Raw genomic sequence first — 17,514 nt, 5'->3', positions numbered from 1 at the left:
ATATGCCTAAGAGAAATGATATCCATAAAATAATGGTTCTTGGATCTGGTCCTATTATTATTGGTCAGGCCGCAGAGTTTGATTATTCTGGTACACAAGCTTGTTTATCTTTAAAAGAAGAGGGTTACGAAGTTGTTTTAGTGAATTCCAATCCAGCTACAATTATGACGGATAAAGAAGTTGCAGACGAAGTGTACATTGAACCTTTAACGGTAGAATCAGTTTCAGGTATTTTACGTAAAGAGTATCCAGATGCCATTGTACCAACTTTAGGTGGTCAAATTGGCCTTAATTTAGCTATGGAATTGTCTCAATCAGGTATATTAGATGAATTAAACATTGAATTATTAGGTACTAAATTAAAATCAATTGATCAAGCTGAAGATCGTGAACAATTTAAACAATTAATGCAAGAGTTAAATGAACCCGTTCCGGAATCACTAACTGTTGAAACCTTAGAGAGTGCGCTAGAATTTGCAGATATTGCAGGATACCCAGTTATTGTTAGACCTGCATTTACAATGGGTGGGACTGGTGGTGGTCTATGTAAAACAGCTGAAGAACTTAGTAAAACGGTTGTTAATGGATTAGAGCTATCACCAACAACACAATGCTTGATAGAAAAGAGTATTGCAGGATACAAGGAAATTGAATTTGAGGTTATGCGAGACCACGCTGATAATGCAATTGTTGTTTGTAGCATGGAAAATTTTGATCCTGTTGGTATTCATACAGGAGACTCTATTGTCTTTGCACCAACTCAAACCTTATCTGATAGAGAGTATCAGATGTTACGAGACGTATCCTTGAAATTAATTAGGGCCTTAAAAATAGAAGGTGGTTGTAATGTACAACTTGCTCTAGATCCTCATAGTTTTAAATATAATATTATAGAAGTTAATCCGCGTGTAAGTCGTTCATCAGCATTAGCTTCAAAAGCAACGGGATACCCAATTGCGAAGATAGCTGCCAAAATAGCAGTTGGATTGAATTTAGATGAGATTTTAAATCCAGTGACTAAAACAACTTTTGCTGAATTCGAACCAGCATTGGACTACGTTGTTGCTAAAATACCACGTTGGCCATTTGATAAGTTCAATCGAGCAAATCGTTCACTTGGAACGCAAATGAAGGCAACTGGTGAGGTTATGGCAATTGGTCGTAATATGGAAGAAAGCTTGTTAAAAGCAGTTCGATCTTTAGAAATTGATGAAGATTACTTGTGCTTAGATAATGCTCAAAATGCAACTGACTCCCAACTTGAAAACCAGTTGGTTAATGCAACTGACCAGAGATTGTTTTATTTAACAGAAGCAATACGTCGCGGGTACACAATTGAAGAAATTGAAAAACTAACAAAAATAAATTTAGTCTTTTTGGATAAATTAAAACACATAGTCGAAATTGAAATGTCGCTAAGTATCAATATTAAAGATATTGACGTCCTTATTGAAGCTAAAAAACATGGTTTTAGTGATAAAGTTATTGCTGATATTTGGCACGAAACTTCGGAGGATATTAGAAAGTTTAGAATAGAAAATAATATTATTCCAGTTTATAAAATGGTTGATACCTGTGCTGCGGAATTTGAATCAGCCACACCATACTTTTATAGTACGTACGAACATGAGAATGAGAGTTTAAAGAGTAAAAAACAAGCAATTATGGTTATTGGTTCTGGTCCCATTAGAATTGGTCAAGGTGTTGAATTTGATTACGCAACAGTTCATTGTGTTAGAGCTATCCGTGACGCAGGATATGAAGCAATTATCATGAATAGTAATCCAGAAACCGTTTCAACTGATTTTTCAATCGCTGATAAATTATATTTTGAACCATTAACATTGGAAGATGTTTTAAATGTGATTGATGTTGATAAACCTTTAGGTGTAATCGTTCAGTTTGGTGGACAGACAGCAATTAATCTTGCTGCGGGATTACAACAGTATGGCATTAAAATATTAGGAACGTCTGTTAACAATTTGGATCGTGCTGAGGATAGAGAGTCATTCAACCGAGCGATTAAGCATCTAGGATTAAAACAACCCATTGGTAAGACTGCAATAACACAAGAAGATGTGCTTAAGCGAGCAACAGAAATCGGTTATCCCGTTCTTGTTAGACCTAGCTATGTTTTAGGTGGACGTGCAATGGAGATTGTTCAAAATCAGGTTGAACTCGAATTATATTTGCTAAATAACGTTAAAATCGCACCACAACATCCAATCTTAATTGATAGTTATCTTGAAGGTATTGAGTGTGAAGTAGATGCAATTTGTGATGGTGTTTCTGTCTTAATTCCAGGAATTATGGAGCATATTGAACATGCTGGAATTCATTCAGGCGACTCAATGGCTGTATATCCATCACAACATCTATCAGACAAGATTAAAGCAGAAATCGTTAATGCAACTAAAAAGATTGCACTTGAACTAAAATGTGTGGGATTAATGAACCTTCAATTTATTGTGCATCAAGATGAACTTTATATTTTAGAAGTTAATCCACGTGCCAGTCGTACCGTTCCATTTTTAAGTAAAGTAACAGGTATTAAAATGACCCAGGTAGCGACTAAAATTATATTAGGTTATGATTTGCAAGAACAAGGTTACCAGGATGGTTTATACCCAGAATCTAGTTCTGTTCATGTAAAAGCGCCTGTGTTCTCATTTAGTAAATTGAATGATGTTGATCCATTTCTAGGACCAGAAATGAAATCAACCGGGGAAGTTATGGGAACGGATCAAACATTTTCTAAAGCACTCTGCAAAGCATTAGTAGCCGCTAATATTAGTTTATCAGGTAATGGTTCCGTATTAGTAAATGTTAACGACAAAAATAAAAATGCTATATTACCACTTGTTCAACGATTTGTTTTACTTGGTTACAAAGTTTTAACATTACCAAAAATGGTTGATTTCTTTTTAGATAATCAGATTAAAACGTTTACCAGTACAGAGGCATTAAGCGTTAACCGACAATTAGATGATATTAATAATTTGTTACAAACTGGAACCGTTCAATTTGTTATCGATACACTATCAGATGATCACGATAAAGCATCATATGGTTATCAAACGCGTAAAATATCAGTAATGCAACATATTCCATTGTTTACATCTTTACAAACTGTTGATGTACTTATTCAAGCGTTAGAAAGCCAGTCATTTTCAGTAGCAGCACTATAAAAATTAAGGGGAGTAGATAATGATTAATCGACCTATCATTGCTTTAGATTTTCAGAATAGAATGCAAACGACAGATTTTTTACAGTTATTTCCTCAAGATGAACAACTATTTGTTAAAGTTGGTATGGAATTGTTTTACAGTGAAGGAACTCGTTTTGTTGAAGAATTAATTGATCAGGGGCATGACATTTTTCTTGATTTAAAATGTCATGATATTCCAAATACTGTTCGGCAAACTATGACCAGTTTAAGTCGACTAGGTATTTCATTAACAACAGTCCATGCGGCTGGTGGCGTTGAAATGATGAAATATGCATTAGATGGATTAGACCAAGGTAATTCCTCAATAAAAATGCCGAAAATAATCGCAATTACACAATTAACTTCTACCAGCCAAGAACAACTAGAAACGGAACAATTGGTTGAACGACCATTAATTGAAAGTGTCGTTAATTACGCTAAGTTAACAGAATTAGCTGGATTAGCGGGTGTTGTTTGTTCAGCACAAGAAGCTAAAATAATTAAGGAAGCAACTTCCAAAAACTTTTTGGCAGTCACACCTGGAATACGATTGGAAGGGCAGGCAGTAAGTGATCAAAAAAGAGTAATGACACCAGCTGCTGCAAAAAGAAATCAAAGTAGCGCCATCGTTGTCGGACGATCAATAACGCAAGCAGTAGATCCGTTTGCTGCTTACCAAGCAATCAAAAAAATGTGGGAGGAAGCTTAAATGAATTTAGCAGAGACAGTTGCCAGTGATTTATTAGAGATTGGTGCCGTAACTTTATCGCCAAAGAAGCCGTTTATTTGGGCAAGTGGACTAAAAAGTCCAATTTATTGTGATAATCGGTTAACGATTAGTTATCCTGAAATTCGTACTAGAATCGCTAAAGGCATAGCAGGTATTATTCGTGAAAAATATCCTGATACAGAGGTAATTGCAGGAACGGCAACTGCAGGAATACCCCATGCAGCATGGATTGCTAATGAATTAAATTTACCGTTAATTTATGTTAGAACAAAGCCTAAAGATCATGGTACTGGTCAACAAATTGAAGGACGATTAATCAAAGGACAAAAAACTATTTTAATTGATGATCTCATTTCAACTGGTGGAAGTGTTATTCAAGCAGTTAATGCAGCAAAAAATGAAGGCGCTGATGTTCTAGGTGTCATCGGTATTTTTAGTTATGAACTAGCGGCAAGTACGACAAATTTTGCTGATATTAAAACACCTTTTGAGACATTAACTAATTATTCAACACTTATTAAAGTAGCTAAGGAACAAGAAAAAATTAATTCTGATGAAAAATTATTATTGGATAAATGGCGTATCAATCCAAGTAATTGGTTATAGTAAAAAAGTTTCAACTAAGAATAATTTCTTAGTTGAAACTTTTTATTTACGACGCATAGCCATAATTTTTTGTAAGTCTGGTGTAATAAAGGTTGAGTTTTGACCTTCGTAGACAACAAAACCTGGCTTTGAGCCATTGGGCTTTTTAATCCGTTTAACTTGGATATAATCTACTGGAACAGATGCTGATTGACGATATTTTGAGAAATAAGCAGCTAAGTTAGCCGCTTCTGTGACTGTTTCATCACTAGGATTAGAACTGTGAATAATTACATGGGAACCAGGAATGTTTTTAGCATGTAGCCAGATGTCAGATTTATTGGCTGTCTTCATGGTTAGTTGATCATTTTGAAGATTATTCTTACCAACAGAGATAAGGGTTCCATCTGTTGCATAATATTCATCTGGTTTACTTATTTTAATTTTAATTGCTTTTTTATTTTTATTCAATTTTTGTTCTTTTAATAAACCTTGTTGTTGTAATTCAACCTTAATATCTGGTAAGTCTTTAGGTTCAGCTAACTCGATTTCTGATTGAATTTCTTCTAAGTAAGCAATTTCTTTTTTATTTAGGAGAAGTTGCTCATTAACAAATATAACTGCATTCTTTTGTTTTTGATATTTTTTAAAATATTTTTGTGCATTTTTTGAAGGTGAAATTTGATTGGATAATTGAATGGTCATTTCTTTTTCATTATCATAGAAATTAGGTAATGAAACTTCTGTCATTCCTTGTTTAACTAAGTGAAGATAAGTAGTTAATAATTCACCTTGGACCCGTAATTGATCCGCTGTTTCAGTATTTTTTAAAGTTTTTTCTAATTTTTTTTGTTTACCACGGTTCTTTTTGAGCTCATTTTTAACAACGCGGATTAAATGGCTACCTTGTTGTTGAACGCGGTCTTTATTTGCTTTATCGAGATAGTAAGTATCCAGCATTTCGCTTAATGAATCGAATTCTTGACCAGTACCAATTTCTTTATTTGGAATGGCCGAAAAATCAAGACGTTTGCCAGATAAAATAGTTGGTGTCGGTGTATCAAATTGTGTGAAGAAAGTTGACCAGCTGACACTAGGGTCTTCAACATTAGTATGAAGTGCAGTTGCAAGATCTAAACTAGATTGACCAGCGAGACCTTGATAGCTATTTTGAAGTTCCTTCGCTAGGACTTCCTTATTTGGAAACTCGGATAAAAGTTTTTTAAATGTATCAGTTGTATCTGTAAATGGATTTAATTTATCTTGAGCTGGTGGCTGACGATAGGTTGCACCAGGTATTAGCATACGATATCGATTTTGGTCTGAACTAATATGTTTAATGGTATCCAAAACCTTATCATTAGTTGGATTAATTAGTAGACAATTACTATAACGTCCCATCATTTCTAAACTTAAAATTAGAGGTTGTTCATCACCAAGTTCATTTCTAGTTAAAAATGAAAAATTAATAATACGATCATTAGCAATCTGATCAATTGCTACAAGTTGACCGCTCTCTAAATATTTACGAAGCATCATAGTAAAATTAGTTGGTGTTTTAGGATTTGAATAGGGAATATTTGTAATTTGTGCACGAGCATAACTTGAATGTGCAGATAATAGTAAGGGTTGATTCTTTCTATTTGCACGAATTGTAATAATAACCTCATTAGGGTAGGGTTGTGATATTTTTGAGACCCGACCACCGATTAGTTTGGTTCTTAGTTCACTAATCATTGCATGAGTAAAAACGCCATCAAATGACATTTAATCAACTCACTTTCTATAAAATATGTTTAATAACTACAAGTGTAACGTTTTAAACGATAAATCGCAAAGAATCATTATTGAATAGTTTTCTTGCCATTTTTAGTCTATATATTGTATAATGCAAGGTATATCGAATTTAAGGGGTCAACAAAATGAAAACAAGTCTTGAAAACTTACTATCAATTGATAAACAGTATAAAGTGATTTTACAACGTTTAACTAAAAAAAATCAATTAACAATATCTGAGTGGCAGTTATTAAAGAAAATAAGTGCTAAATTTAACACACAGGAAAAATTGGCCGTAGAAACAGATCTAGATATCTCAACACTAAGTCGACAATTAAAACGCTTAGTTGAAAAAGAAATGCTTGATAAGCATAGTATCGGTGACGATAAACGCCAATTGATTTATACAATGACTGAAATCGGCGTTGAGTCGTCAAAAGCAGTTGATAAAGGTTTTACTGAACTTGAAGCAACTATTTTTGAAAAGTGGCCAGAAGATGAACAAAATTTATTAAGAATATTATTAAATCGCTTAGACAAAAGTCTAACGAGGACTGACGTTTAAACCGTCATAAAATGAGGTGTTTAATTAATGAAAATAGCAATTGTAACAGATAGTACTTCGTACCTATCTAAAGATCAGATTGAAGAGAACAATATTACTATAATTCCTATCCCAGTCATTATTGACAATAAAATTTATAATGAAGGCGTTGATATTACAACTGAAGGATTCTATGAAAAATTAAAGACATCTGCATCCTTTCCAAGTACCTCACAGCCTTCTGTTGGGGAAATGATTAACTTATATGATAAATTAGGTAGCGAAGGCTATGATATTATTTTAAGTATTCATTTAACAAATACAATTTCAGGATTTATTGATAATTTAAAAAATATAGCACCAACAATTGAGTCAACTCGTGTGATACCGTATGATTCTGGTATCACAGTTATGTTAATGGGATATTTAGCTTTGGAAGCTGCTAAAATGGCTAAAGAAGATGCCTCTATCGATGATATCATTGCCCGATTAGATGATTTGAAGACAACGTTAGGTGAATATTTCATTGTTGATGATTTGCAAAATCTTGTACGAGGCGGTCGTTTGTCTAATGCTTCAGCCTTTATTGGAAGTGTTCTTAAAATTAAGCCAATTTTAACATTTGATAGTGTTTCAAATAAAATTGTTGCATTTGAAAAGATTAGATCAACTAAGAAGGCAATTAAGCGTGTAGAAGATTTATTTGAAGAGCATCGTGCATCTGTTGATTATCCTTTACGTGGACTTATTATTCATGCAAATGATGAAACGTCAGCAATTAAGTGGCAGACTAAAATGAAGAAGAAATATCCTGATATGACATTTGATATCAGTTACTTTGGACCAGTCATTGGGACACATTTAGGTGAAAAAGCATTAGCATTAGCGTGGATTAAAGACTTTGATCAAGCTTAAGAGTTATTAAAACTAACAACCGGTTTAATCGGTTGTTAGTTTTTTGTTTTCAAATAATAATTAAGATGTAACTGTGACTAGATAATAGTATGTCGGAGAAAATAATTTTAAGTTAATAGATAAAGTTTAAAAGCATCAAATGAGTGGTAAATTGAGACTTATCATATTAACACTATCCAACTTTAGTTAAAACACACAATTTAATGAAAGTTTAGTAGCGCAATATCTTACTGATTTTAAACAAGTCTATTTAAATTATCATTCGTTTTGTATTTGTATCTCGCTCATTTTATTTTATGTAAATATAATTTGTTCATCATAAAATATATTTACAATTATTATTCTCCAATAAATTATATAATTAACACTAATATTTGTAGATACATATCAAGCATGACGACCATAATTTGCCAAATTATGGTATTAGCTATATAAGGATTACTTAAAATCTAAAGTATTAAATATATTAGTTATTTTGTGAATAAACACTAATTTTAAATAATATGTATCATACTGTTTGATATAAGAACATTTTGCGTTCAACTTTCATTAAAGTTGAATTGTAACTCTTTAATGTGTTATTCTCTACGTATTAAACTATCCGTTATAATGAGGTGTATTTTTGAGAAAAGAAAAATATTTAGAATTAATTGAGAATGAATTACAGTACCAACCTTGGTATGCGCAGGAATACTATCAATCTAAATCTACAATCCCCCTATCCAATGCAACGTTATATCAATATTTAACAGAGTTTAGACGTTTTTTTGATTGGTTACTGGCAGAAGGTATTGTTAACGAAAAATCAATTAAGACAATCGATATTAGTGTTTTAGAACATTTAAAAAAGGAAGATATGGAACTATATAAATCCTCCCTACTTTCTAGAAGTAAATCAAATAATGCAAATAGCAACACACAACTCTCTAGGAGCACTGTAAATCGTTCTCTAACAGCGATTTCTTCATTGTTCAGGTATCTTTCTGAAGAAACGGAAAAAGAAGATGGAGAGCCATATTTTTATCGTAATGTGATGAAAAAAATTACTGTCGTAAAAGATAACGAAACGTTTGCTACACGTGCAGCAAATATTAAAGATAAATTAATGCTTGGAACTGAAGATCGTGATTATATTAACTTTATTGATCAAAAATATGCCGATTTGTTAAAGCCTAAAGGTCTTTCCTTTTTCAAACGGGATAAAGATCGCGATATTGCTATTAACGCTTTAATGCTAGGTAGTGGTTTACGGGTTTCAGAAGTTGCAAATAGTGACCTACCTGATTTAAATTTAAAAACAAATAATATTACCGTCATTCGAAAAGGTGGCAAGAAGGATACTGTGCCAATTGCACCGTGGGTAATCCCCTATCTTGTTAAATATATTGAAGTGCGTACAATGAACTATAAAGTAGATAAAATGGAAAAAGCCCTATTTTGTTCATCATATCGTGGAATTGGAAAACGCATTGAGAGTGGTACAATTGAAAAATTGGTAGCCAAGTACTCATCTGCATTTAAAGTCCGTGTTACGCCGCATAAACTACGCCATACACTCGCTTCTAAATTGTACCTAGAGACGAAGAATGAACAACTTGTAGCAACACAATTGGGTCAGAGTTCGACAAGTGCAACTGCGTTATATACCCATATGATTGATGAAGAACAACGGAATGCTATTAATAAATTATAAAATAAAAACGATTAACTCGATATTGAGTTAATCGTTTTTATTTTATGACTTTCCTTCCCATTCAGATTTGAAATTCTCAAGGAAATCTAACATAATTTGATGTCTATTTTTAGCCATTCGTTTTCCTGGTTCAGTGTTCATTGTTTCTGTAAGTGTCAATAACTTTTCGTAGAAATGGTTAATGACCGTTTGATTCTCAATATTCCTGTATTCTTCTGGGGTCATATTTCTTCTTGGACCACGATGTGGATCATATATTTTACTGCCAACATGTCCACCGTAATAAAAAGTTCTAGCAATACCGACAGCACCAATTGCATCTAATCGATCAGCATCTTGAACAACTTTTGCTTCTTCGGGCAAGTTAATAGTATTATCGTTCAATTGGTTTTTAAAAGAAATTGATTTAATAATTATTAAAATATCATTAATTTGAAGTGAAGTTAAATCAATAGATGTTAAAAAATTTGTTAAATTAGTTACTTCTTCTTTAACATTATCGACTACTTTATCATCAATTACGTCATGTAAATAACTACTAAGAACAATTATTAAATAATTGATATTATGAATTTCTGAGGCAATCGTTTTTGAATTTGTAACGACTCGTTCAATATGAGCAAAGTCATGTCCAGAAGTATCTGACGCTAATTTATTTTGCGTATATATTTTAACTGCTTGAATTTGTTCTTCAGGTAGCATCCTAAATTCTCCTTAAAATAAAAAAGCTTAGAGATAAAGTCTAAACTTTTAAGATTTTTTATTAAGCTTCAAAAACAGCTTGTAATTGAGGAACAACTTGTTTTTTTCTTGAAACAACACCAGGTAATGACAATTTGTTATCAGAAAGTTTTGTGTTGAAGGCTTTTTCAACCATTTCTTTAGGTTCTCCAACAACTAATAGTTCTGAATCACTGTCTAGGATATTTGTAACTAATAGTAAGAATAAATCATAATTATTAGCTTTACTATCATCTTCAATCGCTGAAACTAGTGCAGCTTCACGGTTAAAAACTTCTTCTAAATCAACGGTATTAACTTGAGCAACACGTACTGTTTTACCAGCCATATCAAAAGATTTGGCATCTCCGTTAATCAATTCTGTTTCAGTTTTGCTAGATAAATTAGTTCCAGCTTTTAACATATCTAATCCGTATACATTGTAATCAGTGTTACTAATTTTAGAAAGTGCTTTAGTTGCTTCAATATCAACTGGAGTCGTTGTAGGTGATTTGAATAACAATGTATCAGAAATAATAGCTGACATCATTAATCCTGCAATATTAGCAGGAATTTCAATATTGTTTTCATTAAACATTTTCCATAGGATGGTACTTGAACAACCGACAGCCTCTGCGCGGAAATTAAGAGGCATATTGGTTGTGAAATTAGCAATACGATGATGATCGACAACGTCTGTTACAACAAGATCAGCGATATCAGAAACACTTTGTTGAGATTCATTATGATCAACTAACATAACTGATTCAACCTCATTTTTAGCTGTTTCAATAATTCTTGGTTCAGGTTCATTAAAGTAATCTAAAACAAATTTTGTTTCTTCACTTAATGTTCCTAAGGTAACGGCTTCAGTATCGAAACCTAATTTATTTTGTAGATATGAGAATGCTTTAGCAGCTACAACTGCGTCTGTATCAGGACTTTGATGTCCAAAAATTAATTGTTTAGTCATTATTATAATCTCCTTTTTATTTGTTAATTTCTTTAAGTCGAGTCATGTAATCTTTTTCTTCTAAAAATTTATCAAATGCATTTAAAAAATGTTCATTTCTAGGAATTTCATCTTTATCTTTTCTAAAGACAAATGACAAATCAAATTTTATTTCTGGATCAAAATGAGATGTCCAAAGGTCTTTGCTTTCAGGATGAGCCGTTAAAAATGAAGTTGGTAATGCTGAATAAGCATGTGTTGCACGAGCAAATTTTAAAATCTGTGTGGGTGATGTAAATCTAGCAACACTCTTTGGCAGGTTAACTAATTGATTTTGATAAATTGTTTTAATTGTTTTATCAAGATAATAATCACTTGGATAAGTGACCCAAACATTATCAATTGTTTCTTGAAGTCTAACTTTCTTTTTAGAAGATAACTTTTCATTATGATGTAAAAACAATAAATCTTCAGTAAAGATTTTCTTACTTTCGTATGGTTTCCAGTTTTTAATACTTTCATCTGGAAGATACATAATAGCTAAATCAATTTTATTATTCTCAAGTTCACTCCAAATTTCTTTACGCGTTAGTAAATGGAATGACACAATAATATCTGGATTATTTTTATAGTACTGGATAACAAAATCATCAAACACTTCGTCTTCGATTGAAGCCAAAATCCCGATAGTAATTTCTCCTTGTGTTGCACTTGTTGATTGTTGAATTTCATTCGTTGCTTTATTTAATGTTTCATAGATTTGGTGTGTTGCATCTAGCATTGTATAGCCAGCATCAGAAAGATGTAATTTTTTACCAACAGAATAAAAAAGTGGTGCACCAACTGTTCTTTCTAATTTTTTAATTTGCTGTGTTAATGCAGGTTGTGTGATTCCTAATATTTGGGCTGCTTGCGTATAATTCATTATATCTGCAAGCTGTAAAAAATATGTTAACGTTTTTGATGAAAATATATTTTCTTGCTTTGTTTTCATATTAGCGTGATCTCCTCAGTTCTAGAAATTAATAGTCATATTAGTATAATAAGCGTAATAAAAAAAAAGAGCAAACAAATTTGCCTTTTTTTAACAATTTAATTATTAATTAATCTCATTTAAATTATTAGGTATTCCTAATTGTTCTGTATCAATAACAAATGAACCATTTGAATATCTATCAGATAGCGGATATGACATTGGTTCGATAATAAATTCATTGCCACTTTCAGTAAGGGCATTTAAATTCACATCTTTAGTAATGAGTTTCATGCCAACGACTCTATGAGGTTCCTTCTTAAGCTCTCTAAGAACAAGAACGCCACGTTTCGCCCTACTTGTCGAGCTCACTTCTGATACAGCCATACGCTTAAATGAACCGCGCTGTGTTAATAATCCAATCTGACTATGTTCAGTTACTAAACAAGTAGCGGCAACATAATCATCCTTCTTAAGATTCATCGCGATTACACCAGCTGCTTTAGATCCGACAACAGGAACTTCTTCGAGAGGATACTTTAATCCATACCCATCATGTGAAGCACTAAAAATGAATAACGAGTCATCCGTTTCTTTCAAGTATGAAATCAAGATAACATCATCGTTAGCTTCCTTCAATTTCATGAATTTACTTGCATGACCTTTATAAGTTCGTCCGGGTTGTAAGTCGGAAACCAGTGTTTGTTTAATGAATCCATTTTTAGTTGCAAAAACAAATTTACCAGGGACATTCACTTTTTTGAAAGAAAATGCTTTAATTAAATATTCATCAGTATCTAATCCAATAGTTTGTGAAATATGTTCCCCAGTATCTTTCCACTTTGCCTCAGTTATTTCATGAATTGGACGGTAAATCATATTTCCCTTATTTGTAAACATAAATAGATGATCTAATGTGTTAACAGATTCATTAAATACAATTTGATCTTCGTTTTTCAAACCATTCTCATTTACTCCTGAGGCGTTAAATGACCGTAATGAGCTACGTTTGAGATAACCATCACGGCTAACTAATACTTGAACATCTTCGGGAGTTACTAAAACTGCTGTTTCAATCTTAATGTCTTCAATATGTTCTTGAATTTCAGTTAGTCGAGGTGTGGCATATTCTTTAGATACTTGTTTAAGCTCTTTTTTCACAACATCAGATAACTTACTAGGATCTGCCAATATTGCTTTGTAATCAATAATTTTTGCAGCAAGCTCTGCATTTTCTTTTTCAAGCGCAGTCACATCTGTATTAGACAAGCGGTACAGTTGTAATGAAACAATTGCTTCAGCTTGTTTTTCTGTGAAATCGAACAGATCCATTAAGCTTAATTTAGCACTCTTTTTATCTTTACTTGCACGGATTGCTTTAATTACTTTATCTAAAATTGATAAAGCTTTAATTAACCCTTCAACGATATGTTGACGAGACTCAGCCTTTTTTAAATCAAATTCAGTTCTTTTTTTCGTAACACTTAATTGATACTCTAAGTACGAAGATAAGAATTTTTTTAAGCCAACTAACTCAGGTCGTTGATGGTTAATTGCAACCATATTGAAATTATACGAAATTTGTAAATCAGTATTTTTAAATAAATAATTTAAAATACCTTGTGCATTGACGTTGCGTTTTAATTCAATTGCAATTTGTAGTCCTTCACGATCACTTTCATCTCGAACTTCAGCAATCCCATCAACTTTTTTTAATAAGCGAATTTCATCCATCTTTTTAACAAGAACAGCTTTATTCACTTCGTATGGAATTTCTGAAATAATAATTTGTGTTTTACCACCCTTTAGTTCTTGAATCTCAGTTCTAGAACGAACGACTACTTTACCACGCCCCGTTTTATAAGCACTCTGGATGCCGGATAGTCCTTGTAAAATACCACCGGTTGGAAAATCGGGGCCCTTAACGAATGACATTAATTTATCTAAAGTCGCATTTGGATGACCAATTAAATAAACAACGGCATCAACAACCTCGCTTAAATTATGAGGTGGAATTTCAGTTGCATACCCAGCTGAAATTCCCGTTGCACCATTTACTAACAAATTAGGAAATCTTGCTGGTAAAACAGTTGGTTCATACTCCGTATCATCAAAATTCAATACGAAATCAACCGTTTCTTTTTCAATATCACGTAGCATTTCAGTCGCAATTTTACTTGTACGAGCTTCTGTGTAACGCATTGCGGCAGGAGAATCACCATCCATTGACCCATTATTTCCGTGCATTTCAATTAATGGTGTTCGTAATTTCCAGTTTTGACTCATACGGACCATAGCTTCGTAAATTGAGCTATCTCCATGAGGATGAAAATTACCCATAACATTTCCGACAGATTTAGCAGATTTTCTAAACCCTTTATCATATGTGTTACCATCTTGATTCATTGCGTATAAAATACGACGTTGAACAGGTTTTAGGCCATCACGTATATCAGGTAAAGCACGTTCTTGAATAATATATTTAGAATAACGACCAAATCGTTCACCCATAACATCTTCTAAGGTCAGCTCTTGAATTTTTGATGTATCTTTTTCTATAGCCAAATTAATAATCCTCCTTCCTTAGTCAGTCGTTGTTTGATCTTCAAATAATGTTAAATCTTCTTCATTTTTTAAATCAGTAACTTGTTTACTTGATACCTTATCAAGGATACTACCGTCCTCTTCAAGTGAAAATTGAACATTTTCTTCAATCCAATTTCGACGAGGTTCTACCTTGTCGCCCATTAAGGTTGTCACTCTTTTTTCAGCAAGTGCAGGATCATCAATTCGAATTCTAACTAAAGTTCTTGTCATTGGATCCATAGTTGTTTCCCATAATTGATCTGCATTCATTTCGCCCAGACCTTTAAATCGTTGTAGGTTGTAACCACGTCCAATTTTTGTTGTTGCTTTATCAAGCTCTTCATCGGTCCAAGCATAGATACTCTCTATTTTTTTACCCGTTCCTTTTTGAATTTTATATAAAGGTGGTAAAGCAATATAGATTTTCCCAGCATCAATTAGTGGACGCATATATTTATAGAAAAATGTCAATAATAAGGTTTGGATGTGCGCACCATCAGTATCAGCATCAGTCATGATAATAATTTTATCGTAGTTACTGTCTTCGAGCTTAAATTCAGCACCAACACCTGCGCCAACTGTATAAATCATTGTATTAATTTCTTCATTTTTTAAAATATCTTGTAATTTTGCCTTTTCAGTATTCAATACCTTACCACGTAAAGGTAGAATGGCTTGGAATTTGCGTTCACGACCTTGTTTAGCTGAACCACCGGCAGAATCACCTTCGACTAAAAACAACTCATTTTTCTTAGCGTTTTTCGATTGTGCAGGTGTTAATTTCCCAGATAATAAGCGATCATTTTTCTTTTTCTTTTTCCCATTTCTTGAATCATCACGAGCCTTACGAGCTGCTTCTCGAGCCTCTCTAGCTTTAATTGATTTTCTAACAAGTTCTTGTGCAAACTCACCATTTTCCATCAAATAAAACCCAAGTTTTTCACTCAGAACGCTATCGACGATAGATCTTGCTTCGGGTGTACCTAATTTACCCTTCGTTTGTCCTTCGAATTGCAATAACTCTTCAGGTATTCGCACTGAAATGACTCCTGAAAGGCCCTCTCGAACATCACTACCTTCTAAATTACGATCTTTATCTTTTAAAAGACCTAATTTTCTGGCATATTCGTTAAATGCTTTTGTCCAAGCAGACTTCATTCCTGCTTCATGTGTACCACCATCTTTTGTCCGAACGTTATTAACAAAGGACATTAAGTTTTCTGAGTAGCCATCATTATATTGTGCTGCAACTTCTACTTCAATTTTATCTTTAATGCCATCAAAATACATCACTTCGCCAAGTGTATCTTTGTCTTCGTTTAAATAAGCAACGAATTCTTTAATACCTTCTTCAAAATGATAGATATCTTGTTTATCAGTTCTTTCATCTGTTAAAACAATTTTGACACCACGTAATAAAAAGGCAGACTCTTTTAATCTTTCAGCTAAAATATCATACTTATAAATTGTAGTTGAAAAAATACTTTCATCGGGTTTAAAAGTTACTGTTGTTCCATTTGCTCGTTTAGTTGCACCTAATTTTTTTAAAGTCCCAACTGGATGCCCACCATTTTTAAACTTTTCTTCATAACGAATACCATCACGAACGGTATCAACTGTTAATGATGAAGATAATGCGTTAACGACACTTGCGCCAACGCCATGTAGTCCACCAGACGTTTTATATCCGCCTTGGCCAAATTTTCCACCAGCATGTAAGACAGTGAAGATAACTTCAACAGTTGGTATTCCTGATGCATGCATACCAATAGGCATACCACGACCATAATCTACAACAGTAATACTGTTATCACTGTGGATTGTAACGTCGATTTGTGAACCATATCCTGACAAGGCTTCATCAACTGCGTTATCAACAATCTCGTAGACAAGATGATGTAATCCCTTGCCATCTGTCGACCCAATATACATACCAGGTCGTTTTCTAACTGCTTCTAGTCCTTCAAGAACTTGAATTGAATCATCATTGTATTTTGTTTTATTTTGATTAGTCATTCAGTTAAACGCCCCTTACTCTGTATTCCTACAGTAACGTTACTATAATAACCTATTCTTTTTTAAAATGTAAAGAGAAATCCGAATAGATGTTCTATTTTATAAAAAATTTTGGTGTCTTCTTAAAAGAATGTTAAAATACTACTTATTGGATTTACTGGCTGAAAGGAGTGAATTATCATGGGTACAATCATATTAATGTTGATTATCGCTTATATTTTAGGATCAATTCCATCAGGGGTTTGGATTGGAAAATATTTTTATCAAAAGGATATCAGAAATTTTGGTAGTGGTAATGTTGGTACAACTAATACTTATCGAGTTCTTGGACCAAAAGCAGGGACTGTTGTCTTAGTGATGGATATATCAAAAGGAATTATAGCTGCAAGCCTCCCTTATATGTTTGGGGTCGCATCAACCGTTAGTCCTTTACTAATTGGTGTAGGTGCAGTAGCTGGACATACATTCTCAATATTTACTGGATTTAAAGGTGGTAAGGCAGTTGCTACTGGTGCGGGTATTTTATTACCGTATAATCCGCTATTTTTTCTTATCGCTTGTACCATGTTTATTTCTTTAATACTTTTAACGAGTATGGTAAGTGTTGCAAGTGTCATTGGATTTATTGGTATTACGATAACAGCGATATTATTTCAAGATTGGTTATTAACTAGTATTGCAGGTATTTTGACTATATTTGTTATTTATAAACATAGAGACAACATAAAACGTATTTTAAATGGTACTGAGAGTATGGTACCTTTTGGTCTTGGATTATATTTACGAAATAAAAAAAATCGATGATTATTTCATC

At 33.0% G+C, this 17,514-nt stretch carries 13 protein-coding genes; 7 read left to right on the top strand and 6 right to left on the bottom strand.

The window, feature by feature from the left end; translation table 11 throughout:
* Positions 1 to 2: 2 nt before the first annotated feature.
* From carB to pyrE, 3 genes are read left to right on the top strand one after another with little or no spacing between them, the layout of a single operon-like run.
* Positions 3 to 3,188, top strand: coding sequence for a carbamoyl-phosphate synthase large subunit (carB, locus tag AC1RPR_RS02480; RefSeq protein ID WP_481761314.1), 3,186 nt, complete (start codon positions 3 to 5; stop codon positions 3,186 to 3,188).
* Between the two features lie 16 nt (positions 3,189 to 3,204).
* Entirely contained in the window at positions 3,205 to 3,918 is a 714-nt protein-coding gene (gene pyrF, locus AC1RPR_RS02475; RefSeq protein ID WP_481761408.1) for an orotidine-5'-phosphate decarboxylase, read from the top strand.
* Entirely contained in the window at positions 3,919 to 4,545 is a 627-nt protein-coding gene (pyrE, locus tag AC1RPR_RS02470; protein ID WP_481761315.1) for an orotate phosphoribosyltransferase, read from the top strand. It begins immediately after the preceding gene.
* A 42-nt stretch (positions 4,546 to 4,587) separates the two neighbouring features.
* Here pyrE and AC1RPR_RS02465 read toward each other — a convergent pair whose 3' ends face one another.
* Positions 4,588 to 6,291, bottom strand: a complete 1,704-nt coding sequence (locus tag AC1RPR_RS02465; RefSeq protein WP_481761316.1) for an NFACT RNA binding domain-containing protein — start codon at positions 6,289 to 6,291, stop codon at positions 4,588 to 4,590.
* Between the two features lie 155 nt (positions 6,292 to 6,446).
* Here AC1RPR_RS02465 and AC1RPR_RS02460 point away from each other — a divergent pair, with 155 nt between their 5' ends.
* The 3 genes from AC1RPR_RS02460 to xerS all read left to right on the top strand — a co-directional run bounded on the left by AC1RPR_RS02460 (position 6,447) and on the right by xerS (position 9,453).
* On the top strand, positions 6,447 to 6,866 hold the full coding sequence (locus tag AC1RPR_RS02460; protein ID WP_481761317.1) for a MarR family winged helix-turn-helix transcriptional regulator: 420 nt from the start codon (positions 6,447 to 6,449) through the stop codon (positions 6,864 to 6,866).
* 27 nt (positions 6,867 to 6,893) lie between these two features.
* Positions 6,894 to 7,760, top strand: coding sequence for a DegV family protein (locus tag AC1RPR_RS02455; protein WP_481761318.1), 867 nt, complete (start codon positions 6,894 to 6,896; stop codon positions 7,758 to 7,760).
* A 622-nt stretch (positions 7,761 to 8,382) separates the two neighbouring features.
* Positions 8,383 to 9,453: a tyrosine recombinase XerS gene (xerS, locus tag AC1RPR_RS02450; protein WP_409022540.1), complete on the top strand. Its 1,071-nt coding sequence runs from the start codon at positions 8,383 to 8,385 to the stop codon at positions 9,451 to 9,453.
* 42 nt (positions 9,454 to 9,495) lie between these two features.
* On the opposite strand, the gene AC1RPR_RS02445 is transcribed toward xerS, so the two are convergent.
* From AC1RPR_RS02445 to parE, 5 genes are all read right to left on the bottom strand, one after another.
* A complete protein-coding gene (locus AC1RPR_RS02445; RefSeq protein ID WP_481761319.1) occupies positions 9,496 to 10,155 on the bottom strand; it encodes an HD domain-containing protein in 660 nt (219 codons plus the stop codon).
* A gap of 61 nt (positions 10,156 to 10,216) precedes the next feature.
* Positions 10,217 to 11,146 carry a manganese-dependent inorganic pyrophosphatase gene (locus AC1RPR_RS02440; RefSeq protein WP_481761321.1) on the bottom strand — a complete coding sequence of 310 codons (930 nt, stop codon included), beginning with the start codon at positions 11,144 to 11,146 and terminating at the stop codon, positions 10,217 to 10,219.
* Between the two features lie 16 nt (positions 11,147 to 11,162).
* Positions 11,163 to 12,119: a LysR family transcriptional regulator gene (locus AC1RPR_RS02435; protein WP_481761322.1), complete on the bottom strand. Its 957-nt coding sequence runs from the start codon at positions 12,117 to 12,119 to the stop codon at positions 11,163 to 11,165.
* A 105-nt stretch (positions 12,120 to 12,224) separates the two neighbouring features.
* Positions 12,225 to 14,657 (bottom strand): DNA topoisomerase IV subunit A, encoded by a 2,433-nt coding sequence (gene parC / locus AC1RPR_RS02430; RefSeq protein WP_481761409.1) that lies wholly within the window; start codon positions 14,655 to 14,657, stop codon positions 12,225 to 12,227.
* 24 nt (positions 14,658 to 14,681) lie between these two features.
* Positions 14,682 to 16,700, bottom strand: a complete 2,019-nt coding sequence (gene parE / locus AC1RPR_RS02425; protein ID WP_481761323.1) for a DNA topoisomerase IV subunit B — start codon at positions 16,698 to 16,700, stop codon at positions 14,682 to 14,684.
* Between the two features lie 180 nt (positions 16,701 to 16,880).
* On the opposite strand from parE, the gene plsY reads away from it, so the two are divergent.
* Positions 16,881 to 17,504: a glycerol-3-phosphate 1-O-acyltransferase PlsY gene (gene plsY, locus AC1RPR_RS02420; protein ID WP_481761324.1), complete on the top strand. Its 624-nt coding sequence runs from the start codon at positions 16,881 to 16,883 to the stop codon at positions 17,502 to 17,504.
* Positions 17,505 to 17,514 lie beyond the last annotated feature (10 nt).

This window comes from Dellaglioa sp. CoH-57-MRSF-22 (assembly GCF_056781895.1).
This window is presented reverse-complemented; position numbering and strand designations above follow the sequence as displayed.

Bases quoted from the DNA above. Each gene is read 5' to 3' on its own strand.
- AC1RPR_RS02445 (WP_481761319.1), bottom strand. From the start codon at position 10,155: ATGCTACCTGAAGAACAAATTCAAGCAGTTAAAATATATACGCAAAAT.
- plsY (WP_481761324.1), top strand. From the start codon at position 16,881: ATGGGTACAATCATATTAATGTTGATTATCGCTTATATTTTAGGATCA.
- AC1RPR_RS02460 (WP_481761317.1), top strand. From the start codon at position 6,447: ATGAAAACAAGTCTTGAAAACTTACTATCAATTGATAAACAGTATAAA.
- pyrE (WP_481761315.1), top strand. From the start codon at position 3,919: ATGAATTTAGCAGAGACAGTTGCCAGTGATTTATTAGAGATTGGTGCC.
- carB (WP_481761314.1), top strand. From the start codon at position 3: ATGCCTAAGAGAAATGATATCCATAAAATAATGGTTCTTGGATCTGGT.
- AC1RPR_RS02465 (WP_481761316.1), bottom strand. From the start codon at position 6,291: ATGTCATTTGATGGCGTTTTTACTCATGCAATGATTAGTGAACTAAGA.
- parE (WP_481761323.1), bottom strand. From the start codon at position 16,700: ATGACTAATCAAAATAAAACAAAATACAATGATGATTCAATTCAAGTT.
- AC1RPR_RS02435 (WP_481761322.1), bottom strand. From the start codon at position 12,119: ATGAAAACAAAGCAAGAAAATATATTTTCATCAAAAACGTTAACATAT.
- AC1RPR_RS02455 (WP_481761318.1), top strand. From the start codon at position 6,894: ATGAAAATAGCAATTGTAACAGATAGTACTTCGTACCTATCTAAAGAT.
- AC1RPR_RS02440 (WP_481761321.1), bottom strand. From the start codon at position 11,146: ATGACTAAACAATTAATTTTTGGACATCAAAGTCCTGATACAGACGCA.